Here is a 19091-nt window from a genome sequence, read left to right as displayed (position 1 = left end):
ATCCGAGGCCTGAGCGTCGCCGGCAACCCGGGCATCCGAGGCCTGAGCGTCGCCGGCGACCCGGGGCGTCCGAGCCTGAGCGTCGCCGGCGACCCGGGCGTCCGAGGCCTGAGTGGCGCCCGGCCGGCGGCTAGCGGGCTGTTCCGGGGTCGACGTCGGCGTTCAGGTAGGCCGACAGGTTCGTGACCTGGCCGGGGCGGTCGTCGTCGGTGGCCGAGACCAGGCCGGCGATCCGGGCCGCGAGGCTGGCGGCGCGGGAGGCGAGGTCGGGTTCGGCGTACCGGCTGTCCTGCTCGGCGCGGAAGGCCTGCTCGGCGCGGATGGCGTCGGCGGCGAGGCCGGGCCGGTCGGCGGCGAAACCGGCCGAGACCGGGGTGGCCGACACCGGCGCAGCCGAGACGGGAGCGTCCTCGAAGACCTCCGCGTCGATGGGCTCGTCGGCAAAATCGGACATATTCGGACCATCAAAGGCTGAGTCCCTGAAGGCGGGCTCACTGAAGGCGGGCTCGGGCACCTGCACCGACCCGAGCAGCGTCACGGTCTGGCCCTCGCCACCCTGATAGTTGCTGAACTCCGGCCCGATCACGAGCCGGGACAGCATCCGGGCCTGCGGGGCCGGCACCCCGATCTCGTTGGCGTTCTCCACCCGGAACCGGGCGATCGCCTGCCGCATCACGTTGGCGAGCCGGTCGGCGTCGCCGACGGTGGAGAGCGCGCCACCGGCGAAGACGAGCGCGGGGAAGCTGCCGCCGGGTCCGTTGCAGACCAGCTGGATCTGGGTGATGGTGGCGTTGCGCCCGGTCTCCCGGTTGCCCGGCTGCACACGCAGGTGCTGCGGCCACAGCCAGAACAACTCGCCGCTACTCAGCGTCGAATCACCCGCGTTGGTGTAGCGGACGCGCCGGTCGGTCACGAGGACGTCGGTCTGTTCGGGCAGCGTCCATCGCGGTAGCGAGGACGCCTCGTCGAACGCGTACTCGGCGACGGCGCAGTGGCCCTGCCAGAGCACGCGCTCCCCGCTGTCCAGCGGTCCCAGATCCGTACCGGGAGCGGACAGGAAGTGCTGGTGGAACATCGTGCGCCTTCCCCGTGGTCGCCGGCATCCGCCATCGTCCGGCCGCACCGATTACAGCCTGTCGCGACCAGTGTCGCCAGTCACCGGGCGCGAATCACATCGGATCTTTCGAAATCGACGCAGTGCGGTGATCAGGGGTGCACCTACGGCCGATCCGGTCATCACTTTCGGTTACCGAAAAGGCCGGCCGGTGGAGGCGGCGAGGGTGTCGCGGTGGCGTCCGGCACCGGCTGCACGCCCCCGGTGAAGCGATCGAGATCGGTCTCCACCCGGCCGGGGAACCAGTCGCCGGCGGCCCGCCGGGTGAGTTCGGCGACCGGTGGCGGTGTCCGGCCCGCGAGCACCACCAGGTTGCCGAACCGCCGGCCGCGCAGCACACCGGCGTCGGCGATGAGGCAGGCCTCGGGCAGCGCCGCGCGGATCGTGGCGACCTGGCTGCGGGCGTACTTCAGCGGCGGGCCGTCGGCCACGTTCGCGATCAGCCAGCCGGCCGGGTCGAGGACCCGGGCCACCTGCTGGGCGAACTCGGTGGAGTTGAGGTGGGCCGGGGTGCGGGCGCCCGCGAAGACGTCGAGGACCACCAGGTCGTACCCGGCGTCGCGCATGCCCTCCACCGCGGCCCGGGCGTCGGCGACCCGAACCCGGATGTTGCCGTTGGCCGGCAACGGCAGTGCCTCGCGGACCAGTTCGACCAGCGGCCCGTCGATCTCGACGACCCGCTGCGCGGAGCCGGGGCGGGTGGTGGCGATGTAGCGCGGCAGGGTCAGCGCGCCGCCGCCGAGGTGCAGGGCGCGCACCGGCTTGCCCGCCGGGGCCACCAGGTCGATCGCCGAGGCCATCCGGCGTACGTACTCGAACTGCAGGTAGGACGGGTCGGCGAGGTCGACGTGGGACTGCGGCGCACCGTCCAGCATCAGCGTCCAGGCGGTGTCCCGATCGGGGTCGGGCACCAGTTCGGCGATCCCGGACGCGACGGTTTCCACGCGTCGCCGGGACGCCTTGCGCTGTGCCATCGGGCAAGTATGTCCGGAGCAATCAGGTAGCGCGGCGCGGGGAACCCAACGATCACTCGGTAAAGATCCGACTGCTTGGTCCGTGAGCGCATTCGAGCAGACGTTGACCCGGCGCGCCGTCCTCGGCACGGCCGCGGCCGCCGGTGTGGCGATGGCGATTCCCGGTACGCCGGCCGTGGCCGCCCCGGCCGCCGTCACCGCCGGGCTCCTCCCCGACGACCAGGCCCTCCATCTGCTGCGCCGGGCCACGTTCGGGCCGAGTCCCGCCTCGATTGCGGAGATCCGCAGGCTGGGTACGAAGGCCTGGCTGGAGCGGCAGCTCGCACCCGCCTCGATCCCGGACACCGTCGCCGACGGCGTGGTCGCCCGGCTGCCGCTGGCCGGTCTCGGCATCACCGAGATCCGCGGTCAGGTCTCCGGCGGCAAGCTGAAGCAGTACAGCTGGGACCCGATGTGGCAGTTCGGGTTCGCCGCCGTCGCCCGGGCCATCTGGAGCGAGCGCCAGCTGTTCGAGGTGATGGCCGACTTCTGGAGCAACCACCTGCACGTCAGCAGCCCGCACGGCGACGTCTGGGACAGCCGGATCGACTACGACCGCACGGTGATCCGCAAGCACGCGCTCGGCACCTTCGCGGACATGCTCAAGGCGTCGGCCCGGCACCCGGCGATGCTCACCTTCCTCGACAACCGGTTCTCCACGAAGGTCGCGCCGAACGAGAACTACGGCCGTGAGCTGCTCGAATTGCACACCGTGGGCCTGGCGTACGCCGAATCCGACGTGAAGGACGCCGCCCGGCTGCTCACCGGCCTCACCGTGGACAACGCCACCGGCGCGTACCGCTACGACGCGGCCGGCCACGCCACCGGCGCCGTCCGGGTGCTCGCCTTCCAGCACGCCAACGCGACGGCGGCCGGCGGTGAGTCGGCGGCCCTGGCGCTGCTCGACTACCTCGCGCTGCACCCGGTCACCGCCCGCCGGATCGTCACGAAGCTCTGTGTCCGGTTCGTCGCCGACGAGCCGCCGGCCGACCTGATCACCGCGCTGGTCAAGGTGTACCTGGACAACAGGTCGGCGATCGTCCCGGTGCTGCGGGCGCTTTTCACGTCGGCACAGTTCGCGGCGTCGATCGGAGCGAAGACCAGGACTCCGTACGAGGACCTCGCGGCGACGGTGCGAACCCTCGGCTACGGCCCGGCCACGTCCGGCACGAAGTTCCTGGAGAGCCTCTACTGGATGGCCCGGGACGCCGGCAACGCCCCGTTCAACTGGGGCCCGCCGAACGGGTACCCGGACGTGGCGAGCGCCTGGTCGTCCCCGTCCGGCCTGCTGGTGCGCTGGAATCTCCACCTGTCGATCGCGGCCGGCTGGTGGCCGGACACGCTGGTGCGCCCGGCGAATCTGGCGACCGGGATGCTCGGCACGCTGCCCGCCACGTACGGAGCGTTGATCACTCAGCTGGCCGTGCGGCTGCTCGGCGTCGCGCCACCGGCTAAGCACGTGGCAGCGCTGGCCGAGTTCTATGGCAGGACTCCGGCCTCGCCGCTGAAGGCGAACGACCCCGCGGCCGGCTGGATGTTCCCGTACCTGATGGGGATGCTGCTCAACTCCCCGACGTTCGCGCTGAGATGAGGACCATGACGACGCTGACCTGCGAATGCGACGACCAGCGCCAGGCGACCGTCTCCCGCAGGCGGCTGCTCGCCACCGGCGCGGCGGGCGCGTTCGCCGGGCTGGCCGGGTCGCAGCTGGACACCGGGCTGGCGTTCGCGGCCGACCCCTCCTACGCGGGTGACGTGGTCGTGCTGCTCTCGCTGCGGGGCGGCTTCGACGGGCTGTCGGCGGTCGTGCCGCACGGCGACGCCGCGTACTACGCCGCCCGTCCCGGCATCGCCGTGCCGAAGGCGCAGCTCATCGGCGGGGACGCGTTCTTCGGACTGCACCCCGCCTTGGCTCCGCTGCTGCCGTACTGGACCGGCGGCACGCTCGCGGCGGTGCAGGCCGTCGGCCAGCCGGCGCCGAACCGCTCGCACTTCTCCGCCATGGAGGAGCTGGAGCGGGCCGCGCCGGGCACCTCGATCCGGACCGGCTGGCTCAACCGGATGCTCGGGACGCTGGGCGGGACGGACCCCTTCCAGGCGATCGCGATGGGCACCGCCATGCCGGCCCGGGTGCTGGCCGGCCCGGCGCCGTATCTCGGGCTCACCTCGGTCGACGGGCTGAAGCTCACCGGTGACCAGGCGGACCGGCCGATCGCCGCGACGATGAGCAAGCTCTACGACGGCGCTCCGGCCGCGCTCGCGCAGACCGCCGCCCAGCTGACCGGCGCGCTGGCCCGGGGAGCGCGGCTGCGCGAGGCCGGGTACCAGCCGGCGAACGGCGCGGCCTACCCGGACACCGAGCTCGGCCGTGCGCTGCGCGACGTGGCCCGGCTGATCAAGTCGGGGGCGGGGCTGATGAGCGCGACGGTCGACTCCGGCGACTGGGACATGCACGAGAACCTCGGCGTCGCGGCGCCGGGCCGGCGGATGTACGACCAGTTGAAGGCGTTCGCCACGGCGCTCGCGGCGTTCGCTGCCGACCTGGGGCCGGACGGCCTGCGCCGGGTCACCGTCATCACGGTCAGCGAGTTCGGCCGCCGGGTCGTCCAGAACGGCTCGGGTGGGCTGGACCACGGGTACGGCAACGCCATGTTCGTGCTCGGCGGCGGTGTGCGGGGCGGCCGGGTGTACGGGCGGTGGCCCGGCCTGACCGCCGCGGACCTGCGCGACGGCGACCTCGCGGTGACCACCGATTACCGGGCCGTCATCGGCGAGATCCTGCGGACCCGGTGCGGGGCCGCCGACCTGTCCGCGGTCTTCCCGGGCGTGACGGCGTCGTCGCTGGGCCTGACAACAAGCCGATAAGCAGGGAAAAAGGGCAAAACCGCCATCCGGCTCAGGGGGTGCGCTTCACACTGAAACGCACACCACGAACACGGAGGTGACGGTGTCGAGCAACGTGCTTGCCGAGATCATGAGCCAGCGGCGGCCACTAGGACCGCCGCCGGTCCGCGAGATGCCCGGAATCCTGGCCGCCGCGAAGCATCGCGCCGGCCCGCCGCTGCGGATCCGCCGGCACACCTCCGACGAGGGCGCACCGTTCTGGCGCTGGGACTGCACCGGGTGCGGGGAGTACGGCGGCGGGCGGCACCACGAGGACGCGCTGAACCGGGCGCACCGGCACTGCCGGGAGCACCCGCAGCACGGCTCGTCGCTGCTGCCACCGGCCCGATGCCGGCAGCCGGACACCTTCCTCCCGCTGCACCCGATGCTGTACGCGGTGGACGACGACCCGCCGCCGGCGCCACTGGCCGTCTAGACGGCGGGTGGAGGCGTCGGCCCCGGCTTCGGGCCGGTCCGCTTCTTGATCTCCTCGACGCCGCGGTCGATCTTGGAGGTGTGCTTGTGGCCGGTCCGCCGGTCCACCTCGTCACCGATCTTGTCGAGCGCGGCGTCGACCTTGTCCTCGTGCTTGTCGACCAATTCCTTGGCCTTGTCCAGGAACCCCATGCTCCCTCTCTTACCCAGAATCCCGGCGACCTCCCGGAAGAGCGGATGCCGGATCACCTCGGCGAGGTCCGGGGTGAGCGGGATCCGCCAGTTCGGGTACTCGTCGAAGGTTCCGGGCAGGTTCGGCTGACGGCTCTCCAGCAGGACGTCGTGCAGTGAGGCGGTGACGAACCGGCACGGGGTACGGGCCAGGAACCGATGCATCGCCAGGACCGTCTGCTCGGCGGTCGCTCCCTCGTCGAGCAGCCCTTCGGCCCGCAACAGGGCGAGCAGTTCGGCCCGGTCCTTCCGCCAGTTCGCGCGTTCCTGTTCGACGGGACCCGCCAGCTGGCCCAGCTCCGCGCGTACCGTCACCTGCTCTCCCGCCAGGAAGCCGGCGGCGGTCGGGAGATCATGGGTGGAGATGCTGGCCAGGGCGTTGCGCGGGTAACCGGCGGCCGGAAGGTAGTCGCCGTCGTCGTCGCGGGTGAACCAGAGCACTGCGGAACCGAGCATGTTCGTGCGTTCCAGGCCCTCGGTCACCTCAGGCAGCACCGTCCCGAGGTCCTCGCCGATCACCACGGCGCCGGCCCGATGCGCTTCGAGCGCCAGGATGCCGAGCATCGCCTCCGGGTCGTAGTGCACGTACGTCCCCTCGGCCGCGCCCAGGCCCGGCGGCACCCACCAGAGCCGCCACAGCCCGGCCACGTGGTCGACGCGCAGGCCGCCGGCGTGCCGGAAGATCCGCCGCAGCATGTCCCGGTAGGCGGCGTACCCGGTCTCCACCAGCCGGTCCGGCCGCCAGGCCGCCAGTCCCCAGTCCTGGCCGAGCTGGTTGAACGCGTCCGGTGGAGCGCCCGCCCGGACACCCGGCGCCAGCACGTCCTGCAGCAGCCAGCCGTCCGCGCCGCCCGGGTCGATGCCGACGGCGAGGTCGTGCACGATGCCCACCGGCATCCCGGAGGCCGCCTCCCGGGCCGCGATCAGCTGCTCCTCGACCAGGTGCTGCACCCAGGCGTGGAAGGCGATCCGGTCCGAGGAGTACGCGAGGACCGCCGGCGCGTCCGGCCGCCGCAACTGCTCCGGCCACTTCCGCCAGTCCGGGCCGTGCTCCTCGGCGAGCGCGCAGAACCGGGCGAAGTCGGTGAGGCCGGGGTCACGGTCCAGGTCGACCTCGCCGGCGAGCGGCCAGAGCAGTTCCAGCGCGGCCAGTTTCGCGGTCCAGACGGCGTCGTAGTCGATCAGGCCGTCGGCGGGTGGCTCCGGCTTCAGCGCGTCCACCCGGGCCCGCAGGGCGTCGTCCGCCCGCCGGTACGCGCCGACGTCCGAGATCCGCAGATAGAGCGGGTTGGCGAAGCGCCGGCTCGACGGCGAGTACGGCGACGCCGGCACCGGATGCGTCGGCGTGATCGCGTGCAGCGGGTTGAGCAGCACCAGCCCGGCCCCGGACGCACCGGCCACGAACGTCCTCAGGTCGCCGAGATCGCCCATCCCCCAGGAGTCCGCCGAGTGCAGGGTGTAGAGCTGCACCATCCAGCCCCAGGTCTCGGGTGGCTCGGGCAGCTGGACCGGCACCACGACGAGGGTGGCCTCCCGATCGCCGCGGCGCAGCCGGTGCCAGCCGAGCGGAAGGTCCGTTCCGGCGAAGGCGGTGCCGTCCTCCAGTGTGATCTCGCCGTCCGGGACCGGCTCGCCGGCGCGCAGCACGATGGTCCCCGGCAGGCGATCCGGATCGGCTGTCGGCCGCGCCGCCGAGGAGCGGTCGACCCCGAGCAGGCCGAGCACCCCGATCACCGACTCCTCGGAGACCTCGGTTCGCTTGCGCCGCCAGTCCTCGTACCACGTGGCCACTCCGTACGCCTCGGCCAGCGCCACCAGATCCGCGTCCATCGCGTCTTCCTTCCGTCGGTACCGCCCCATTACCCGTTGCGCTCATGAGTCAGCATTGAGTACATGGCATATCCAATGAAGCTGGCGAAGTGGTGGTCGCGTGTGGCTGCCGCCGTCACCGGTGCGGTGCTCGCCCTCGTCGTCCCGGCGCACGCGTGGGCGGCGAGCAACGGCGTGGCGGACCTGGCGGTGGAGGCGGCGCGCCGCAGGTCACGAGGCGGTTTCGGGTTCTTCGGCTTCGGGCTGCTCTGCTGTCTGTTCGTCGTGGGCGGGGTCATATTGGCGATAGTGTTGATTTCGCGGAACCGCAGGCGTCGCTGACCCGTCCCGCCCTAGCGTTGAATCTATGCGTTCTCAGGGCGGTTCGTTGCTGGCTGCGGGGATCGGCGCGGTGCTTCTCGTGCCGCCGGCCGTCGGGCTGGCGGCCGTGGGCGGCGCCGATGTGCTGATCTCCCAGGGCCGGCCCGCCGTGTCCTCGTCCGCCGCCTCGGTGGCCTGGACCGGCCGGGCGGTGGCCGACGGTGACGGGCGGACCCGGTGGATGAGCGCGACCGGCCCGGGCACCCAATGGGTGCAGATCGACCTGGGCGCCGCGCAGGAGGTCCACCGGGTGCATCTCACCTGGGCGAAGGTCTACGCGAAGGCGTACCGCCTGCAGATCTCGCAGAACGGTTCGGTGTGGACCGACCTGTTCCGTACCGAGAGCTCCAACGGCGGCGCCGACGACGTGCGCGGGCTGCACGGTTCCGGGCGCTACCTGCGCCTGCTCGCCACCCGGCGGTCGGTCGCGTCGGGTGGCTATTCGCTGTGGGAGATGCGGGCGTACGGGCCGGGCCCGTCGGGACCGGTCGCCGAGAGCGGGCGCGTGCCCTCCGCCGCGGTTCCGGCAGCGGCCGCCGACCTCACCGCCGCGCCGAAGAAGGAGACCGCCCTGGAGCTGGTCGCCAGCGCGGAGAACTCGACGCTCGACTGGCGCTCGTCGTACGGCTACATCGAGGACATCGGCGACGGCCGCGGCTGGACCGGCGGGCTGGTCGGTTTCACCTCAGGCACCTCCGACATGCTCGGCGTGGTCGCCGCCTACACCCGCCGCAAGCCGTCGAACGGCCTGGCCCGCTACCTGCCGGCGCTGCGGAGGGTGGACGGCACCGACTCGCACGCCGGGCTCGGCACGAGCTTCGCCGCGGCGTGGCGGGCGGCCGCCGCCGACCCGGTCTTCCGCAAGGTCCAGGAGGAGGCCCGGGACCGGATCTACTTCGATCCGGCCGTCCGGCTCGCCAAGTCCGACGGGCTGCGGGCGCTGGGCCAGTTCGCCTACTACGACGCCGCCGTGATGCACGGCCCGGACGGCCTGCGGGAGATCCGGGGCCGGGCGGCGCGAGCCGCCCGGACCCCGGGCCAGGGTGGCGACGAGATCGCCTACCTCACGGCGTTCCTGAACGCCCGGGCGGCCGAGATGCGCACCGAGGCGGCGCACAGCGACACCAGCCGGGTGGAGACCGCCCAGCGGGTGTTCCTGCGCGCCGGCAACCTCGACCTCACCACGCCGCTGAGCTGGAAGGTCTACGGCGACGCCTACAGCTCCTAGGCCTTCGTCCACTTCTGGTTGGCCGTGCCGCCGCAGTCCCAGAGCTGCAGCCGGGCCCCGTTCGTGTTGTTCCACTCGGCGATGTCGACGCACCGGTTCGCCGAGACGTTGACCAGGTCGCCAGCGGCCGACAGGGTGAACCGCTGCACCGGGTTGCCGTTGCAGGTGACCAGCTGGATCGGGGTGCCGTTGGCGAGCGCGCCGCCGGCCGGGTCCATGCACTTGCCCAGGGCGCGCAGGGTGCCGTCCGTGTTGAACGTCCAGCGCTGCGCGGAGGTGCCGTTGCAGTCCCACATCTGCAGGCGGGTCCCGTCGGCGCTGTTGCCGTTCGGGATGTCGATGCAGCGGCCGTTGAAGTTGCTCTTCAGGGCCGAGCCGGTGGCCGGGGGCGGTGTGGTGCCCTCGTTCCACGCCGAGGCGCGGACGTAGTCGACGAGCATGGTCTGCGGGAACGACGTGCTCGCGTCCGGGCTGCCCGGCCAGTTGCCGCCGACCGCCACGTTCAGGATCAGATAGAACGGGTGGTCGAAGACCCACGCGCGGCCGCCGAGCGTGGCCGGGGTGACCCGGTGGTACTCGACGCCGTCGAGGTACCAGACGATCAGGTTCGGCGACCATTCCACCGCGTACGAGTGGTACGCGTCGCCGAGCGGGGCGCCGAGCGTACGGCTGCCGCTGATCGCGCTGCCGCCGGAGTACCCGGGCCCGTGGACGGTGCCGTAGACCTTGTTCGGCTCCTTGCCGACGTTCTCCATGATGTCGATCTCGCCGGACTGCGGCCAGCCGACGCTGCCGAGGTTGTCACCGAGCATCCAGAACGCCGGCCAGATGCCCTGGCCCTTGGGGATCTTGATGCTCGCCTCGAACCGGCCGTACCTCTGGGTGAACTTGCCGGACGTCAGGATCCGGCCGGACGTGTACTGGCAGGTGCCGTACCAGCACTGGAAGTTCGACGGGTTCTCCTTGCGCGCGGTGATCGCGAGGTGGCCGGCGCCGTCCTGCCGGACGTTGCCGGTGGAGTTCGTGTAGTACTGCAGCTCGTTGTTGCCGAAGCCGCCACCGCCGATGTCGAAGTTCCACTTCGAGCCGTCCACCGGCGCGCCGGCCGCGCCGTTGAACTCGTCGGACCAGGTGACCGGGCCGATCGCCGCCTCGGCGGTGTCGCCGTGTGAGGCCAGCGTCAGCGCGCCGGCCAGGGTTGTCGCGACCACGGCCGCGCTGAGCAGCATCCGTAGCTTGCGCATGGGGATCCTCCGGGGGAGAGGGAAAACCGTTACTCCAAACAGTCTTTAGAGATTGACTGTCGTGGGTCAATGGAGACGGGTTCCGGAACCACCGGATAACAGGAAACTCAGATTTTGCCGAACAAGGCGGGCACCAGGCTCGGCTGCCAGCCCGGGAGCGAGGTGTGCCGCTCCCGGACCCGGTAGGTGCTGCCCTTGTACGAGACGTACTGACCGGCCTTGTACGTGGTGAACTTCTTCCACGGCGTGCTGTCCACCGGGACCTCGATGGTGACGCGCACCGCGTCGACCAGCATGGTGGGCGCCCGCCGGCCACTCGAGTTGAGGTTCAGGGCCAGGAAGAACGGGGAGCCGCTCGCCGCCCTGGTGAACCTGATGACCTTCACGCCGTCGACCGACCAGACCATCGTCGACGGCGTCCAGTCGATCGCGTAGGTGTGGAACTCGTCGTCGCCCACGCCGTCGTCGGCGAGCACCTCGACCTGACCGGCCGGGATCTGCCCCCGCTCGTCGAGGACGCCCAGCGCACGCCAGGCTCCCGACGTACGACGTAATTTGATCTTCGCCTCGGCGTGCCCGGACTTCTGGGTGAAGGTCTTGGCGGTGCGCATCGGATCGTCGAGTGCCAGAGCGCCCTCACCGTCGAGCCACGCCTCAGGGGTCGGCGACCACTTGGCGACGTCCGGCGCGGTCCCGCGATCGCCGGTGAAGGCGTCGTTGAAGACGATGCGCGTCACCGTCGCGTCCGCCCTGGCGGGAGCCGCCAGGGCGAGCCCGGAAACGAACACTGCGGCCGCCGTGAGCGACCGCAGCAGACGCGCGCACCTCATCGAAGACTCCCACCCCTTGATCACTCGACGGTGCACTGTGCGCGCTTGGGAGCGCTTTCAGCAAGGGTTGGAGCCAAATCTTTAATGCCCTCTTACGGCTTCGTAGCCGTTAGGACGATCAGTTGTAGTCGGGAGCACGAGTCTCGTGCATGGCCAGCTCCTCGGCGCTGGCGCCGCCACCGGCCGCACCCGCGTCGTAGGCGACGCTGTCCGCCTCCTCGTCCCAGCCGGAACCCTCGTCCGGGGCGACCAGGCGGCCGACCGACTCCGGGTCGTCCTCGTCGAGCTGGCCGTCGTCGTAGAGCGAGATCTGCGATTTCGGGTCCGAGGTCGGCCCGTCCTCCCAGACGTCCCGGTCGAACGCCAGCTCCTCGGAGTCGTCGACGGTCTCGTCGATCGGGTCCCGGTCCCGCTGGATCTGCTCGCGCTCGGCGCCGACGTCCGGCACCTCCTGGCTCAGCCGCCGGTCCAGGCCCTCACCCCGCAGGGCCTCCTCCGCGGTGTCGCCGAACCGGTTCGACCCGCCGGGGCCGACGCCGGCCAGCGCGGCCGGATCAGCGCCGTCGGCCCACCGGGAGCTGTCCACCTCGTCGTACGCGGTGGAGTCGTCGTCGGCGGTGTCCGGTAGTCCCGAGGCCTCCGGGTCACTGACCTCGGCCGGGTAGTCGTTCTCTCGCATGCCCGCAATCTACCCACGGATTCCAGTGATCATTCGTCGTGAGGGCCGAGCTGTGCCCAGACCACCTTGCCGTCGCTCAGGGCGAGATGGCCCCAGCGGGACGAGACCGTGTCGATCAAGAGCAGGCCCCGGCCTCCGTACGACGTGGGCGCCACCGGCCCGGTGAACCGCGGAACCACGGGGGAGCCGTCCCGGACCGCCACGCTCATCGTGTCCCCGTGCATCGCCAGCAGGAACCGCATCGGCGTCCGGGCGTGCGCCACGACGTTGTTCACCAACTCGGTGGCGACGATGCAGGCGTTGCCGGTCAGATCCGGCTGATCCCACCGCGCGCACGCCTCGGTGATCATCTCCCGGGATCGGCGGGCCGCGCCCACCTCCGGCTCCAGGTCGCTCGCCAGCCGGTGATTCCGCTGGTCGGCAGCGCCGAGAGCGGCGAAGGCCTCGTGCGGGCCGGGCCAGATGGGCCAGCCGCTCGGCTGCCAGACGGCCGTGTCGGTGGTCCCGCTGAGCGCCAGGTGCGAGCCCGGCCAGTCCCGGGTCTCGTCGAGGACCTGGCGCAGCATGCCGACCGCGCCGGGGTTCGGCTCCTCGATGCCCGCCACGTCGACGACGATCGCCTCCGGCTGGTTCGCCAACTCGTCGAGCAGGGTGGACCGGGCCGCCGCGACGGTGTCGTCGTCGAGCACCCCGGTCAGCCGGACCAGGGGATAGGCCTGGTCACGGTCCACCGGGTGACGAACATCGCTCGGCATGATCGCTCCATTGTGCATAACGCGTCCCCTCCTCGCATTTCGGCGTGGGGATCGGTCGTCACCGGAGCCTGTTGGTTACCCCGCCCCGGACGTCTCATGCGTTCTCAGCCGCGGCGTGCCAGGGCGGTCAGCACGCTCTCGTGCAGCAGGCCGTTCGTGCCGACCACCGAGCTCTTGTCGGCGGGAACGCGGCCGTCCAGGTCGGTGACCTTGCCGCCGGCCTCCGTGATGATCGGGATCAGCGCTGCCATGTCCCAGAGCGAGAGCTCCGGCTCGGCCATCGCGTCCAGGGCACCCTCGGCGAGCAGCATGTACCCGTAGAAGTCGCCGTACGCCCGGCTCCGCCACACGCCGAGCAGGATGTCCAGCAGCGCGTCGAGCCGCCCGTTGTCCTGCCAGCCGTTGAGGCTGGCGTAGCAGAAGCTGGCGTCGGTCAGCCGGCGTACCGACGAGACGCTGATCCGGGTCGCCGCGTGCTGGTGCTTCCCGGCGAACGCGCCCAGTCCTCGCGCCGCCCACCAGCGCCGTCCCAGGGCCGGGGCGGAGACGAGACCCACCACCGGGGTGTCGCCCTCCATCAGCGCGATCAGCGTGGCCCAGATCGGCACGCCGCGGACGAAGTTCTTCGTGCCGTCGATCGGGTCGATCACCCAGTACCGGCTGCCCGGCCCGGCCGCCGCCACCGACCTGCCGAACTCCTCGCCGAGCACGCCGTCCCGTGGGCGGGCGCGGGCCAGCGTGGACCGGATCGCCTTCTCCACCGCGGTGTCCGCGTCGGTGACCGGCGTGAGATCCGGTTTGGCCTCGACGTGCAGATCGAGTGCTCGGAACCGTGCCGTCGAGACGGCGTCGGCGGTGTCGGCCAGCAGATGAGCAAGGGCGAGATCGTCCGCATATCCAGCCATGCCAGAAAGTTAGTGCATGACGGACACGCGATCTAGGCGCTGGATCCCTCTTCGTTCCGCGCGTCCAGCTCGCCTGCCCTCGAGGCCAGGAGCCTGCGGTACGACGCCAGCCGCCGCTCGTCGGCCCTGCCCTCGGCGACCCACGCGTCCAGCTTGCAATCGCTGTCGGCGGCGGTGTGCCCGCAGTTCGGCTGGTCCTCGAGAGTGCCCTCGACCAGGTCGGGGAAGCCGTGCAGCAGACTCTCCGCGCTCACGTGCGCGAGGCCGAAGCTGCGGATGCCGGGGGTGTCCACGATCCAGCCGGGATCGGTCTTCGCCTTGCCCTTGTCGAGTGACGGCAGCCGCAGGGCGACCGCGCTGGTCGACGTGTGCCGGCCCTTGCCGACCGCGCTCACCGCCCCGACCGCTCGCAGGGCGTCCGGCACCAGGCGGTTGACCAGCGTCGACTTGCCCACCCCGGAGTGGCCGACCATCACCGAGATCCGGTTCGCCAGGCGGCCGCGCAGCTCGTCGAGGTCGCTGCCCGGCTTGACCAGCACGTAGGGCAGATCCAGCTCGGCGTAGTAGTCGAGCACCTGCTCGGGACCGGCCAGGTCGGCCTTGGTGAGGCAGAGCAGCGGCTCGATGTCCGCGTCGTACGCCGCGACCAGGCACCTGTCGATGAACCCGGTCCGCGGCGGCGGGTCGCTCAGCGCGCTCACGATGACCAGCTGGTCGGCGTTCGCCACCACGACCCGCTCCAGCCGGCCCTCGGGCGTCGTGTCGTCGTCGTCGGCGGTGCGGCGCAGCACCGACGTCCGCTCGCTGATCCGCACGATCCGGGCCAGCGCGCCGGGCGCACCGGACACGTCGCCGACCAGCGACACCCGGTCGCCCACCACCACCGACTTGCGGCCCAGCTCGCGGGCGCGCATCGCGGTGATCACGTCGAGATCGCCGGCGCCCTCACGGACGCACCCGTACCGCCCGCGGTCGACGGTGATCACCAGCGCGTCCACCGCGTCGTCGTGTTTCGGCCGCGTCCGGGTGCGCGGGCGCGACGAACGCCCCGGCCGGACCCGGACGTCGTCCTCGTCGTACTCCCGCTTCCGCGCTGGCAGATCTAGCTCCTCGCCACGAGTCCCGCCCAGAGTTCCGGGAACTCGGGCAACGTCTTCGAGGTACAACCTACGTCGGCGAGGTGGATGCCCGGCACGGCGAGTCCGATAACCGCCGCCGCGTGGGCCATCCGATGATCCGCGTACGTCTCGAAGGCCGTCCCGGACAACGGCCGCGGCTCGATGCGCAGCCCGTCCGGGAACTCGGCCACCCCGGCCCCCGCCTTGCCCAGCTCGGCGGCGAGCGCCGCGATCCGGTCCGTCTCGTGCCCCCGGATGTGCGCGACGCCCCGTAGCTCGGACGGGCCCTCGGCGAGCGCTGCCAGCGCCGCGAACACCGGGGTCAGCTCACTCACCTCGGAGAGGTCGGCGCTGATCCCGCGCAGCGTGCCGGTGCCCCGCACGGTGAGACCGGCCTCCGACCGGGTCACCTCCGCGCCGAGCGCGGTGAACAGCTCGATCACCCGCTCGACCGGCTGCCAGCTGTCCGACGGCCAGCCGGCCAGGGTGACGGTGCCGCCGGTGACCGCGGCCGCCGCGAAGAACGGCGCCGCCCCGGACAGGTCCGGCTCGATCGTCCAGGTCCGCCCGCGCATGCCGCTCGGCTCGACGGCCCACACGTCGGGAACGCTCTCGTCCACGACGGCGCCGGCCGCGCGCAGCATGTGCGTGGTCATCCGCAGGTGCGGCGCGGACGGCACCGGCGGGCCCTCGTGCCGCAGCGTCAGGCCCTTGGTGAAGCGAGGCGCCGAGAGCAGCAGCCCGGAGACGAACTGGCTGGACCCGGAGGCGTCGATGACCGCCTCACCGCCCTCGACCAGCCCGCTGCCGCTCACCGTGAGCGGCAGCCCACCGGTCGGCGACGCCTCGATCGTCACCCCGAGCGACCGCAGCGCCTCCACGATCGGGAGCAGCGGCCGGTTCCGGGCGTGCGGGTCGCCGTCGAACTCGACCGTCCCCTCGGCCAGCGCGGCCGCCGGCGGCAGGAACCGCATGATCGTGCCGGCCAGCCCCACGTCGATCCGGGCCGGTCCGCGCAGCGGCCCCGGCACCACGGTCCACCGGTCGTCCTCGCTGGTGTCCACGGCGACGCCGAGCGCCCGCAGACCGGCCGACATCAGCACGGTGTCGCGGGCCCGCAGCGGCGCCTCGATCACCGACGGGCCGTCGGCCAGCGCCGAGATGATCAGCGCACGGGCCGTCATCGACTTCGAGCCGGGCAGCCGCACGGTCGCCGTGACCGGGCCGGAAGCGGACGGGGCAAGCCAGGGGCGGGGTTCAGAAGTCACCCGCCCATTCTGCCGTCGTACGGTCCGCTCATCCGCCCGAGTTCCCGTCGCCTGGGACACCGTCACCGTCCCGGCGTACGAATGCCACGCCCGCCGCGCCAATCCCGGCCCCTGCCTCGCCCGTCGGTCATGCCATTCCACCGAGCGCCGCCCACCCGCGCATTCCACCCCCGACGACCGATTACCCGACGTTTTCCTTTACCTATGGCGGCCCGGAGCAGCGCATTCCGTGGGAGCGTGCCCACGGCATTCGGTGCTGCGGCAGCCGGTGCGCGCGTGCGCTCGGCGTGCGGATCCGCCCGGCGCCCGGGCCGGTTCATTTCCCCGTGTGACCTCGGGGCGCCGGGGCGGACGGGGCGGGGTGGGGCGCAGTACCGTGCACGGCATGTGCGGCCGATACGCGACCACCCGGAGCAACGCCGACCTCAGCACGTTCTTCGAGGCCGTCGACGTCGCCGAGCCGTTGCGCGCCAGCTGGAACGTCGCTCCCACCGACCCGGTTCCGCTGGTCCGCATGTCGAAGTCGCACGAGGGGCGGGTGCTGGACACCGCCCGCTGGGGGCTGGTGCCGCAGTGGGCGCCCGACCTGCGCGGCGGCGCCCGGATGATCAATGCGCGGGCGGAGACGGTGGCGACGCTCAAGTCGTTCGCGCCGTCGTTCGCGAAGCGGCGCTGCCTGGTGCCGGCCGACGGCTGGTTCGAGTGGGTGCGCGACGGCAAGCGGAAGCAGGCGTTCTACATGACCCCGCGGGACGGTGAGCCGCTCGCGTTCGCCGGGATCTGGTCGGCCTGGGGCCCGGAGTCGGTGCTCACCGCCAGTGTGATCACCACGGCGGCGCTGGGTGGCCTCGCCAAGGTGCACGACCGGATGCCGCTGATCCTGCCGGCCGCCCGGTGGGACGACTGGCTGGCGGGTGGAGGCGATCCGGAGTCGCTGCTGCGGCCGCTCTCCGAGCGCGAGCTGGAAGCGATCGAAGTCCGCCCGATCGGGCCCGAGGTCGGCAATGTCCGCAACAATGGCCCCGAGTTACTGGAACCCCGCTCCGAGGTAACGCTTTTCTGAACGCCACGAGATCAACGTTCTTCTTTGTCGGATTATGCGCCAATTCTGAATTAACAACTTTGTTTCAAGATAGATCACCCCCTTGTTCTGATCTTGTACGGTGCGGTACAAACCAGCGCCGGAGTGGTGCCGATCCGTAAGGTGCGGGCCGGCCGCCACAGCACTTCCGGTCCCACGGGGGAGGTGGGCTGATGACACGAGCACGCATGCCGCGTCCGCACGAAGTGGCCATCGCGCGACGCGACCCGCGACTGCTCGAGGCGATCGCGCAACGGCGGACCGACGAGGCCTGGCGGACGCGAGGCGCCTGCCGCAGCGTCGACCCGGAGACGTTCTTTCCGGCGCCCAACGAGCCGTCCGGAGGAGCCGTCGCGCTGTGTGGCACCTGTGACGTGCAGGGCCCATGCCTGGCGTGGGCGTTGCAGGTCGGCGACTGCCACGGCGTCTGGGGTGGCACCACCCCACGCGAGCGGCGGGCCATGCTGGTCGCCTGGCGGGAGCGGGTCACGGCGGAGGGCGACCTGGTCGAGGACGGCTCGAACGATGATGATCGCCGGTTCCTCACGCTGATCCCGATCAGCCGCTGACAAGCACGCTGATCCCGATCAGCCGCTGACAAAGCACGCTGATCCCGATCAGCCGCTGATACAACGGGAGTCGTGCCCGACAGCGAAGAACTGACGATCGACACAGCACGCGGCCCCGCCGCCGCGCGTGTCACCGCCCCGTCCGGTCCGGCGGTGAGTCTGCTGCTCCTCGGCCACGGCGCCGGGGGCGGAGTGGACGCGCCGGACCTGATCGCGGTGCGCGACGCGGCGGTGGCGGCCGGCGTGCGGGTCGCTCTGGTCACCCAGCCCTACCGGGTGGCCGGCCGGCGTGCGCCCGCGCCGGCGGGACAGCTCGACGAAGCGTGGACGAGCATCACACGTGCTTTGCGCGTACCGGGCATGCCCTTGATCGTCGGAGGTCGCTCCAGCGGAGCGCGGGTCGCCTGCCGGACCGCGACCACCCTGGGCGCCGCGGGTGTCCTCGCGCTGGCCTTTCCGCTGCACCCGCCGGGCAAGCCGGAGAAGAGCCGGGCCGGTGAGCTGCCGCTCGAAATCCCCACGCTGGTGATCAACGGCGACCGGGATCCGTTCGGTGTGCCGGAGGCCTCCGGGGCGGTCGAGGTGCGTGTGCGCCCGGGCGCCGTCCACGATCTCCGCAAGGATGTGACCGGAACGGCCGGGATCGCGATCGAGTGGCTGCGGTCGCACGGCTGGGCGCGGTAGGGACGGAATGGAGGATCCCCCTCCGGCGTTACACAGACGCATGCTTGAGCGTCGGAAGGGGAAATCGTAGTGGGTGCCGGTACCGAGTTCGTCCAGCGTGACGACCGGAAGGCGACCCGGGTTCGGAGCCTGTTGAGCTCGCCCGAGTGGCCCGCGGTCGAGGGGTCGTCGGTGAGCGTCAGCACACCGGCGGTTTTCGAAGGCGCTACACGGGCACTACCCGTATCCTCGGCGGGGCGGTCGAGGGGGGAGTCCAGGGTGGCCCAGAGGGAGCGGACAGACGAGCGCCGTCAGCGTTTCGAGCGCGACGCGTTGCCATTTGTCGATCAGTTGTACGCCGCCGGCCTGCGGATGACCCGCAACCCGGCCGACGCCGAAGACCTGGTGCAGGAGACGTTCCTCAAGGCGTTCTCCGCGTTCCACCAGTTCGAGGAGGGTACGAACCTCAAGGCGTGGCTGTACCGGATTCTGACGAACACCTACATCAACTCGTACCGGCGCAAGCAGCGGCAGCCGGTGCAGGCGCCGACCGAGGAGATCACCGACTGGCAGCTCGCGTCGAGCGAGTCGCACACGTCGCAGGGTCTGCGGTCGGCCGAGACGGAGGCGCTGGACCGGCTTCCGGACAGCGACATCAAGGAAGCGCTGCAGTCTTTGCCGGAGGACTTCCGGCTCGCGGTGTACCTGGCTGACGTCGAGGGCTTCTCCTACAAGGAGATCGCCGACATCATGGGCACGCCGATCGGCACGGTCATGTCCCGCCTGCACCGCGGGCGGCGCAACCTGCGCAACCTGCTGGAGGAGTACGCCTCCGAGCGGGGCATCCACCGTGCCACGACGTCCGAACCGCAGGGGGCCTGACAC

The 19091-nt window shown here is 71.6% G+C and carries 19 protein-coding genes; 9 read left to right on the top strand and 10 right to left on the bottom strand.

The features are described 5' to 3' along the window. Nucleotides 1-130: 130 nt before the first annotated feature. A complete protein-coding gene (locus EP757_RS06665) occupies nt 131-1075 on the bottom strand; it encodes a translation initiation factor 2 (protein WP_127543318.1) in 945 nt (314 codons plus the stop codon). 161 nt (nt 1076-1236) lie between these two features. Beyond that, on the bottom strand, nt 1237-2088 hold the full coding sequence (locus tag EP757_RS06660; RefSeq protein ID WP_127543317.1) for a spermidine synthase: 852 nt from the start codon (nt 2086-2088) through the stop codon (nt 1237-1239). An 82-nt stretch (nt 2089-2170) separates the two neighbouring features. Here EP757_RS06660 and EP757_RS06655 point away from each other — a divergent pair, with 82 nt between their 5' ends. From EP757_RS06655 to EP757_RS06645, 3 genes are all read left to right on the top strand, one after another. Further along, nucleotides 2171-3718 carry a DUF1800 domain-containing protein gene (locus tag EP757_RS06655; protein WP_127543316.1) on the top strand — a complete coding sequence of 516 codons (1548 nt, stop codon included), beginning with the start codon at nt 2171-2173 and terminating at the stop codon, nt 3716-3718. A 5-nt stretch (nt 3719-3723) separates the two neighbouring features. Next, nucleotides 3724-4992: a DUF1501 domain-containing protein gene (locus tag EP757_RS06650; protein WP_127543315.1), complete on the top strand. Its 1269-nt coding sequence runs from the start codon at nt 3724-3726 to the stop codon at nt 4990-4992. Nucleotides 4993-5074: 82 nt separating this feature from the next. Beyond that, nucleotides 5075-5446, top strand: coding sequence for a hypothetical protein (locus EP757_RS06645; protein ID WP_127543314.1), 372 nt, complete (start codon nt 5075-5077; stop codon nt 5444-5446). On the opposite strand, the gene malQ is transcribed toward EP757_RS06645, so the two are convergent. Then, the gene (gene malQ, locus EP757_RS06640; protein ID WP_127543313.1) at nt 5443-7506 is read right to left on the bottom strand and encodes a 4-alpha-glucanotransferase; all 2064 of its coding nucleotides are present in this window, start codon (nt 7504-7506) and stop codon (nt 5443-5445) included. The two genes, EP757_RS06645 and malQ, sit on opposite strands and share 4 nt — an antisense overlap. 63 nt (nt 7507-7569) lie before the next feature. Here malQ and EP757_RS06635 point away from each other — a divergent pair, with 63 nt between their 5' ends. Together EP757_RS06635 and EP757_RS44585 are read left to right on the top strand one after the other, a co-directional pair. Beyond that, complete coding sequence (locus EP757_RS06635) at nt 7570-7827, top strand: hypothetical protein (RefSeq protein ID WP_232050397.1); 258 nt, start codon at nt 7570-7572, stop codon at nt 7825-7827. Nucleotides 7828-7852: 25 nt separating this feature from the next. Then, nucleotides 7853-9094, top strand: a complete 1242-nt coding sequence (locus tag EP757_RS44585; RefSeq protein WP_127543312.1) for a chitosanase — start codon at nt 7853-7855, stop codon at nt 9092-9094. Here the strand turns inward: EP757_RS44585 and EP757_RS06625 are convergent. The 7 genes from EP757_RS06625 to aroA all read right to left on the bottom strand — a co-directional run bounded on the left by EP757_RS06625 (nt 9091) and on the right by aroA (nt 15833). After that, nucleotides 9091-10338: a glycoside hydrolase family 16 protein gene (locus tag EP757_RS06625; RefSeq protein ID WP_127543311.1), complete on the bottom strand. Its 1248-nt coding sequence runs from the start codon at nt 10336-10338 to the stop codon at nt 9091-9093. The two genes, EP757_RS44585 and EP757_RS06625, sit on opposite strands and share 4 nt — an antisense overlap. Before the next feature lie 107 nt (nt 10339-10445). Continuing rightward, nucleotides 10446-11168: a carbohydrate-binding protein gene (locus tag EP757_RS06620; RefSeq protein ID WP_127543310.1), complete on the bottom strand. Its 723-nt coding sequence runs from the start codon at nt 11166-11168 to the stop codon at nt 10446-10448. Nucleotides 11169-11286: 118 nt separating this feature from the next. Further along, a complete protein-coding gene (locus EP757_RS06615) occupies nt 11287-11847 on the bottom strand; it encodes a DUF5709 domain-containing protein (RefSeq protein WP_127543309.1) in 561 nt (186 codons plus the stop codon). A 29-nt stretch (nt 11848-11876) separates the two neighbouring features. Beyond that, nucleotides 11877-12602, bottom strand: a complete 726-nt coding sequence (locus EP757_RS06610) for an ATP-binding protein (protein ID WP_232050396.1) — start codon at nt 12600-12602, stop codon at nt 11877-11879. Nucleotides 12603-12706: 104 nt separating this feature from the next. Next, on the bottom strand, nt 12707-13507 hold the full coding sequence (gene hisN / locus EP757_RS06605) for a histidinol-phosphatase (RefSeq protein ID WP_127543307.1): 801 nt from the start codon (nt 13505-13507) through the stop codon (nt 12707-12709). A gap of 32 nt (nt 13508-13539) precedes the next feature. Beyond that, the gene (gene rsgA / locus EP757_RS06600; protein ID WP_127554116.1) at nt 13540-14607 is read right to left on the bottom strand and encodes a ribosome small subunit-dependent GTPase A; all 1068 of its coding nucleotides are present in this window, start codon (nt 14605-14607) and stop codon (nt 13540-13542) included. 2 nt (nt 14608-14609) lie between these two features. Next, a complete protein-coding gene (aroA, locus tag EP757_RS06595; protein ID WP_232050643.1) occupies nt 14610-15833 on the bottom strand; it encodes a 3-phosphoshikimate 1-carboxyvinyltransferase in 1224 nt (407 codons plus the stop codon). A 445-nt stretch (nt 15834-16278) separates the two neighbouring features. Between aroA and EP757_RS06590 the strand changes: the two genes are divergently transcribed. The 4 genes from EP757_RS06590 (at nt 16279) to EP757_RS06575 (ending at nt 19088) form a co-directional block, all read left to right on the top strand. Next, nucleotides 16279-16956, top strand: a complete 678-nt coding sequence (locus tag EP757_RS06590) for an SOS response-associated peptidase (RefSeq protein ID WP_127543305.1) — start codon at nt 16279-16281, stop codon at nt 16954-16956. A gap of 191 nt (nt 16957-17147) precedes the next feature. After that, nucleotides 17148-17543: a WhiB family transcriptional regulator gene (locus tag EP757_RS06585; protein ID WP_127543304.1), complete on the top strand. Its 396-nt coding sequence runs from the start codon at nt 17148-17150 to the stop codon at nt 17541-17543. Between the two features lie 72 nt (nt 17544-17615). Further along, nucleotides 17616-18227, top strand: a complete 612-nt coding sequence (locus EP757_RS06580) for an alpha/beta family hydrolase (RefSeq protein WP_127543303.1) — start codon at nt 17616-17618, stop codon at nt 18225-18227. Nucleotides 18228-18296: 69 nt separating this feature from the next. Continuing rightward, nucleotides 18297-19088, top strand: coding sequence for a sigma-70 family RNA polymerase sigma factor (locus EP757_RS06575; RefSeq protein WP_127543302.1), 792 nt, complete (start codon nt 18297-18299; stop codon nt 19086-19088). Nucleotides 19089-19091: the final 3 nt, after the last annotated feature.

This window comes from Actinoplanes sp. OR16, from assembly GCF_004001265.1.
In the GTDB taxonomy this organism is placed as follows: Bacteria; Actinomycetota; Actinomycetes; order Mycobacteriales; family Micromonosporaceae; genus Actinoplanes.
The sequence above is the reverse complement of the archived record's forward strand: the minus strand, read 5'-3'. Positions and strand labels throughout refer to the sequence as shown.

Coding starts and splice junctions, on each gene's coding strand:
- hisN (WP_127543307.1), bottom strand. CDS start 13,507: ATGGCTGGATATGCGGACGATCTCGCCCTTGCTCATCTGCTGGCCGAC.
- EP757_RS06665 (WP_127543318.1), bottom strand. CDS start 1,075: ATGTTCCACCAGCACTTCCTGTCCGCTCCCGGTACGGATCTGGGACCG.
- EP757_RS06585 (WP_127543304.1), top strand. CDS start 17,148: ATGACACGAGCACGCATGCCGCGTCCGCACGAAGTGGCCATCGCGCGA.
- EP757_RS44585 (WP_127543312.1), top strand. CDS start 7,853: ATGCGTTCTCAGGGCGGTTCGTTGCTGGCTGCGGGGATCGGCGCGGTG.
- EP757_RS06615 (WP_127543309.1), bottom strand. CDS start 11,847: ATGCGAGAGAACGACTACCCGGCCGAGGTCAGTGACCCGGAGGCCTCG.
- EP757_RS06660 (WP_127543317.1), bottom strand. CDS start 2,088: ATGGCACAGCGCAAGGCGTCCCGGCGACGCGTGGAAACCGTCGCGTCC.
- EP757_RS06610 (WP_232050396.1), bottom strand. CDS start 12,602: ATGCCGAGCGATGTTCGTCACCCGGTGGACCGTGACCAGGCCTATCCC.
- EP757_RS06650 (WP_127543315.1), top strand. CDS start 3,724: ATGACGACGCTGACCTGCGAATGCGACGACCAGCGCCAGGCGACCGTC.
- EP757_RS06590 (WP_127543305.1), top strand. CDS start 16,279: ATGTGCGGCCGATACGCGACCACCCGGAGCAACGCCGACCTCAGCACG.
- malQ (WP_127543313.1), bottom strand. CDS start 7,506: ATGGACGCGGATCTGGTGGCGCTGGCCGAGGCGTACGGAGTGGCCACG.
- EP757_RS06635 (WP_232050397.1), top strand. CDS start 7,570: ATGGCATATCCAATGAAGCTGGCGAAGTGGTGGTCGCGTGTGGCTGCC.
- EP757_RS06625 (WP_127543311.1), bottom strand. CDS start 10,338: ATGCGCAAGCTACGGATGCTGCTCAGCGCGGCCGTGGTCGCGACAACC.
- EP757_RS06620 (WP_127543310.1), bottom strand. CDS start 11,168: ATGAGGTGCGCGCGTCTGCTGCGGTCGCTCACGGCGGCCGCAGTGTTC.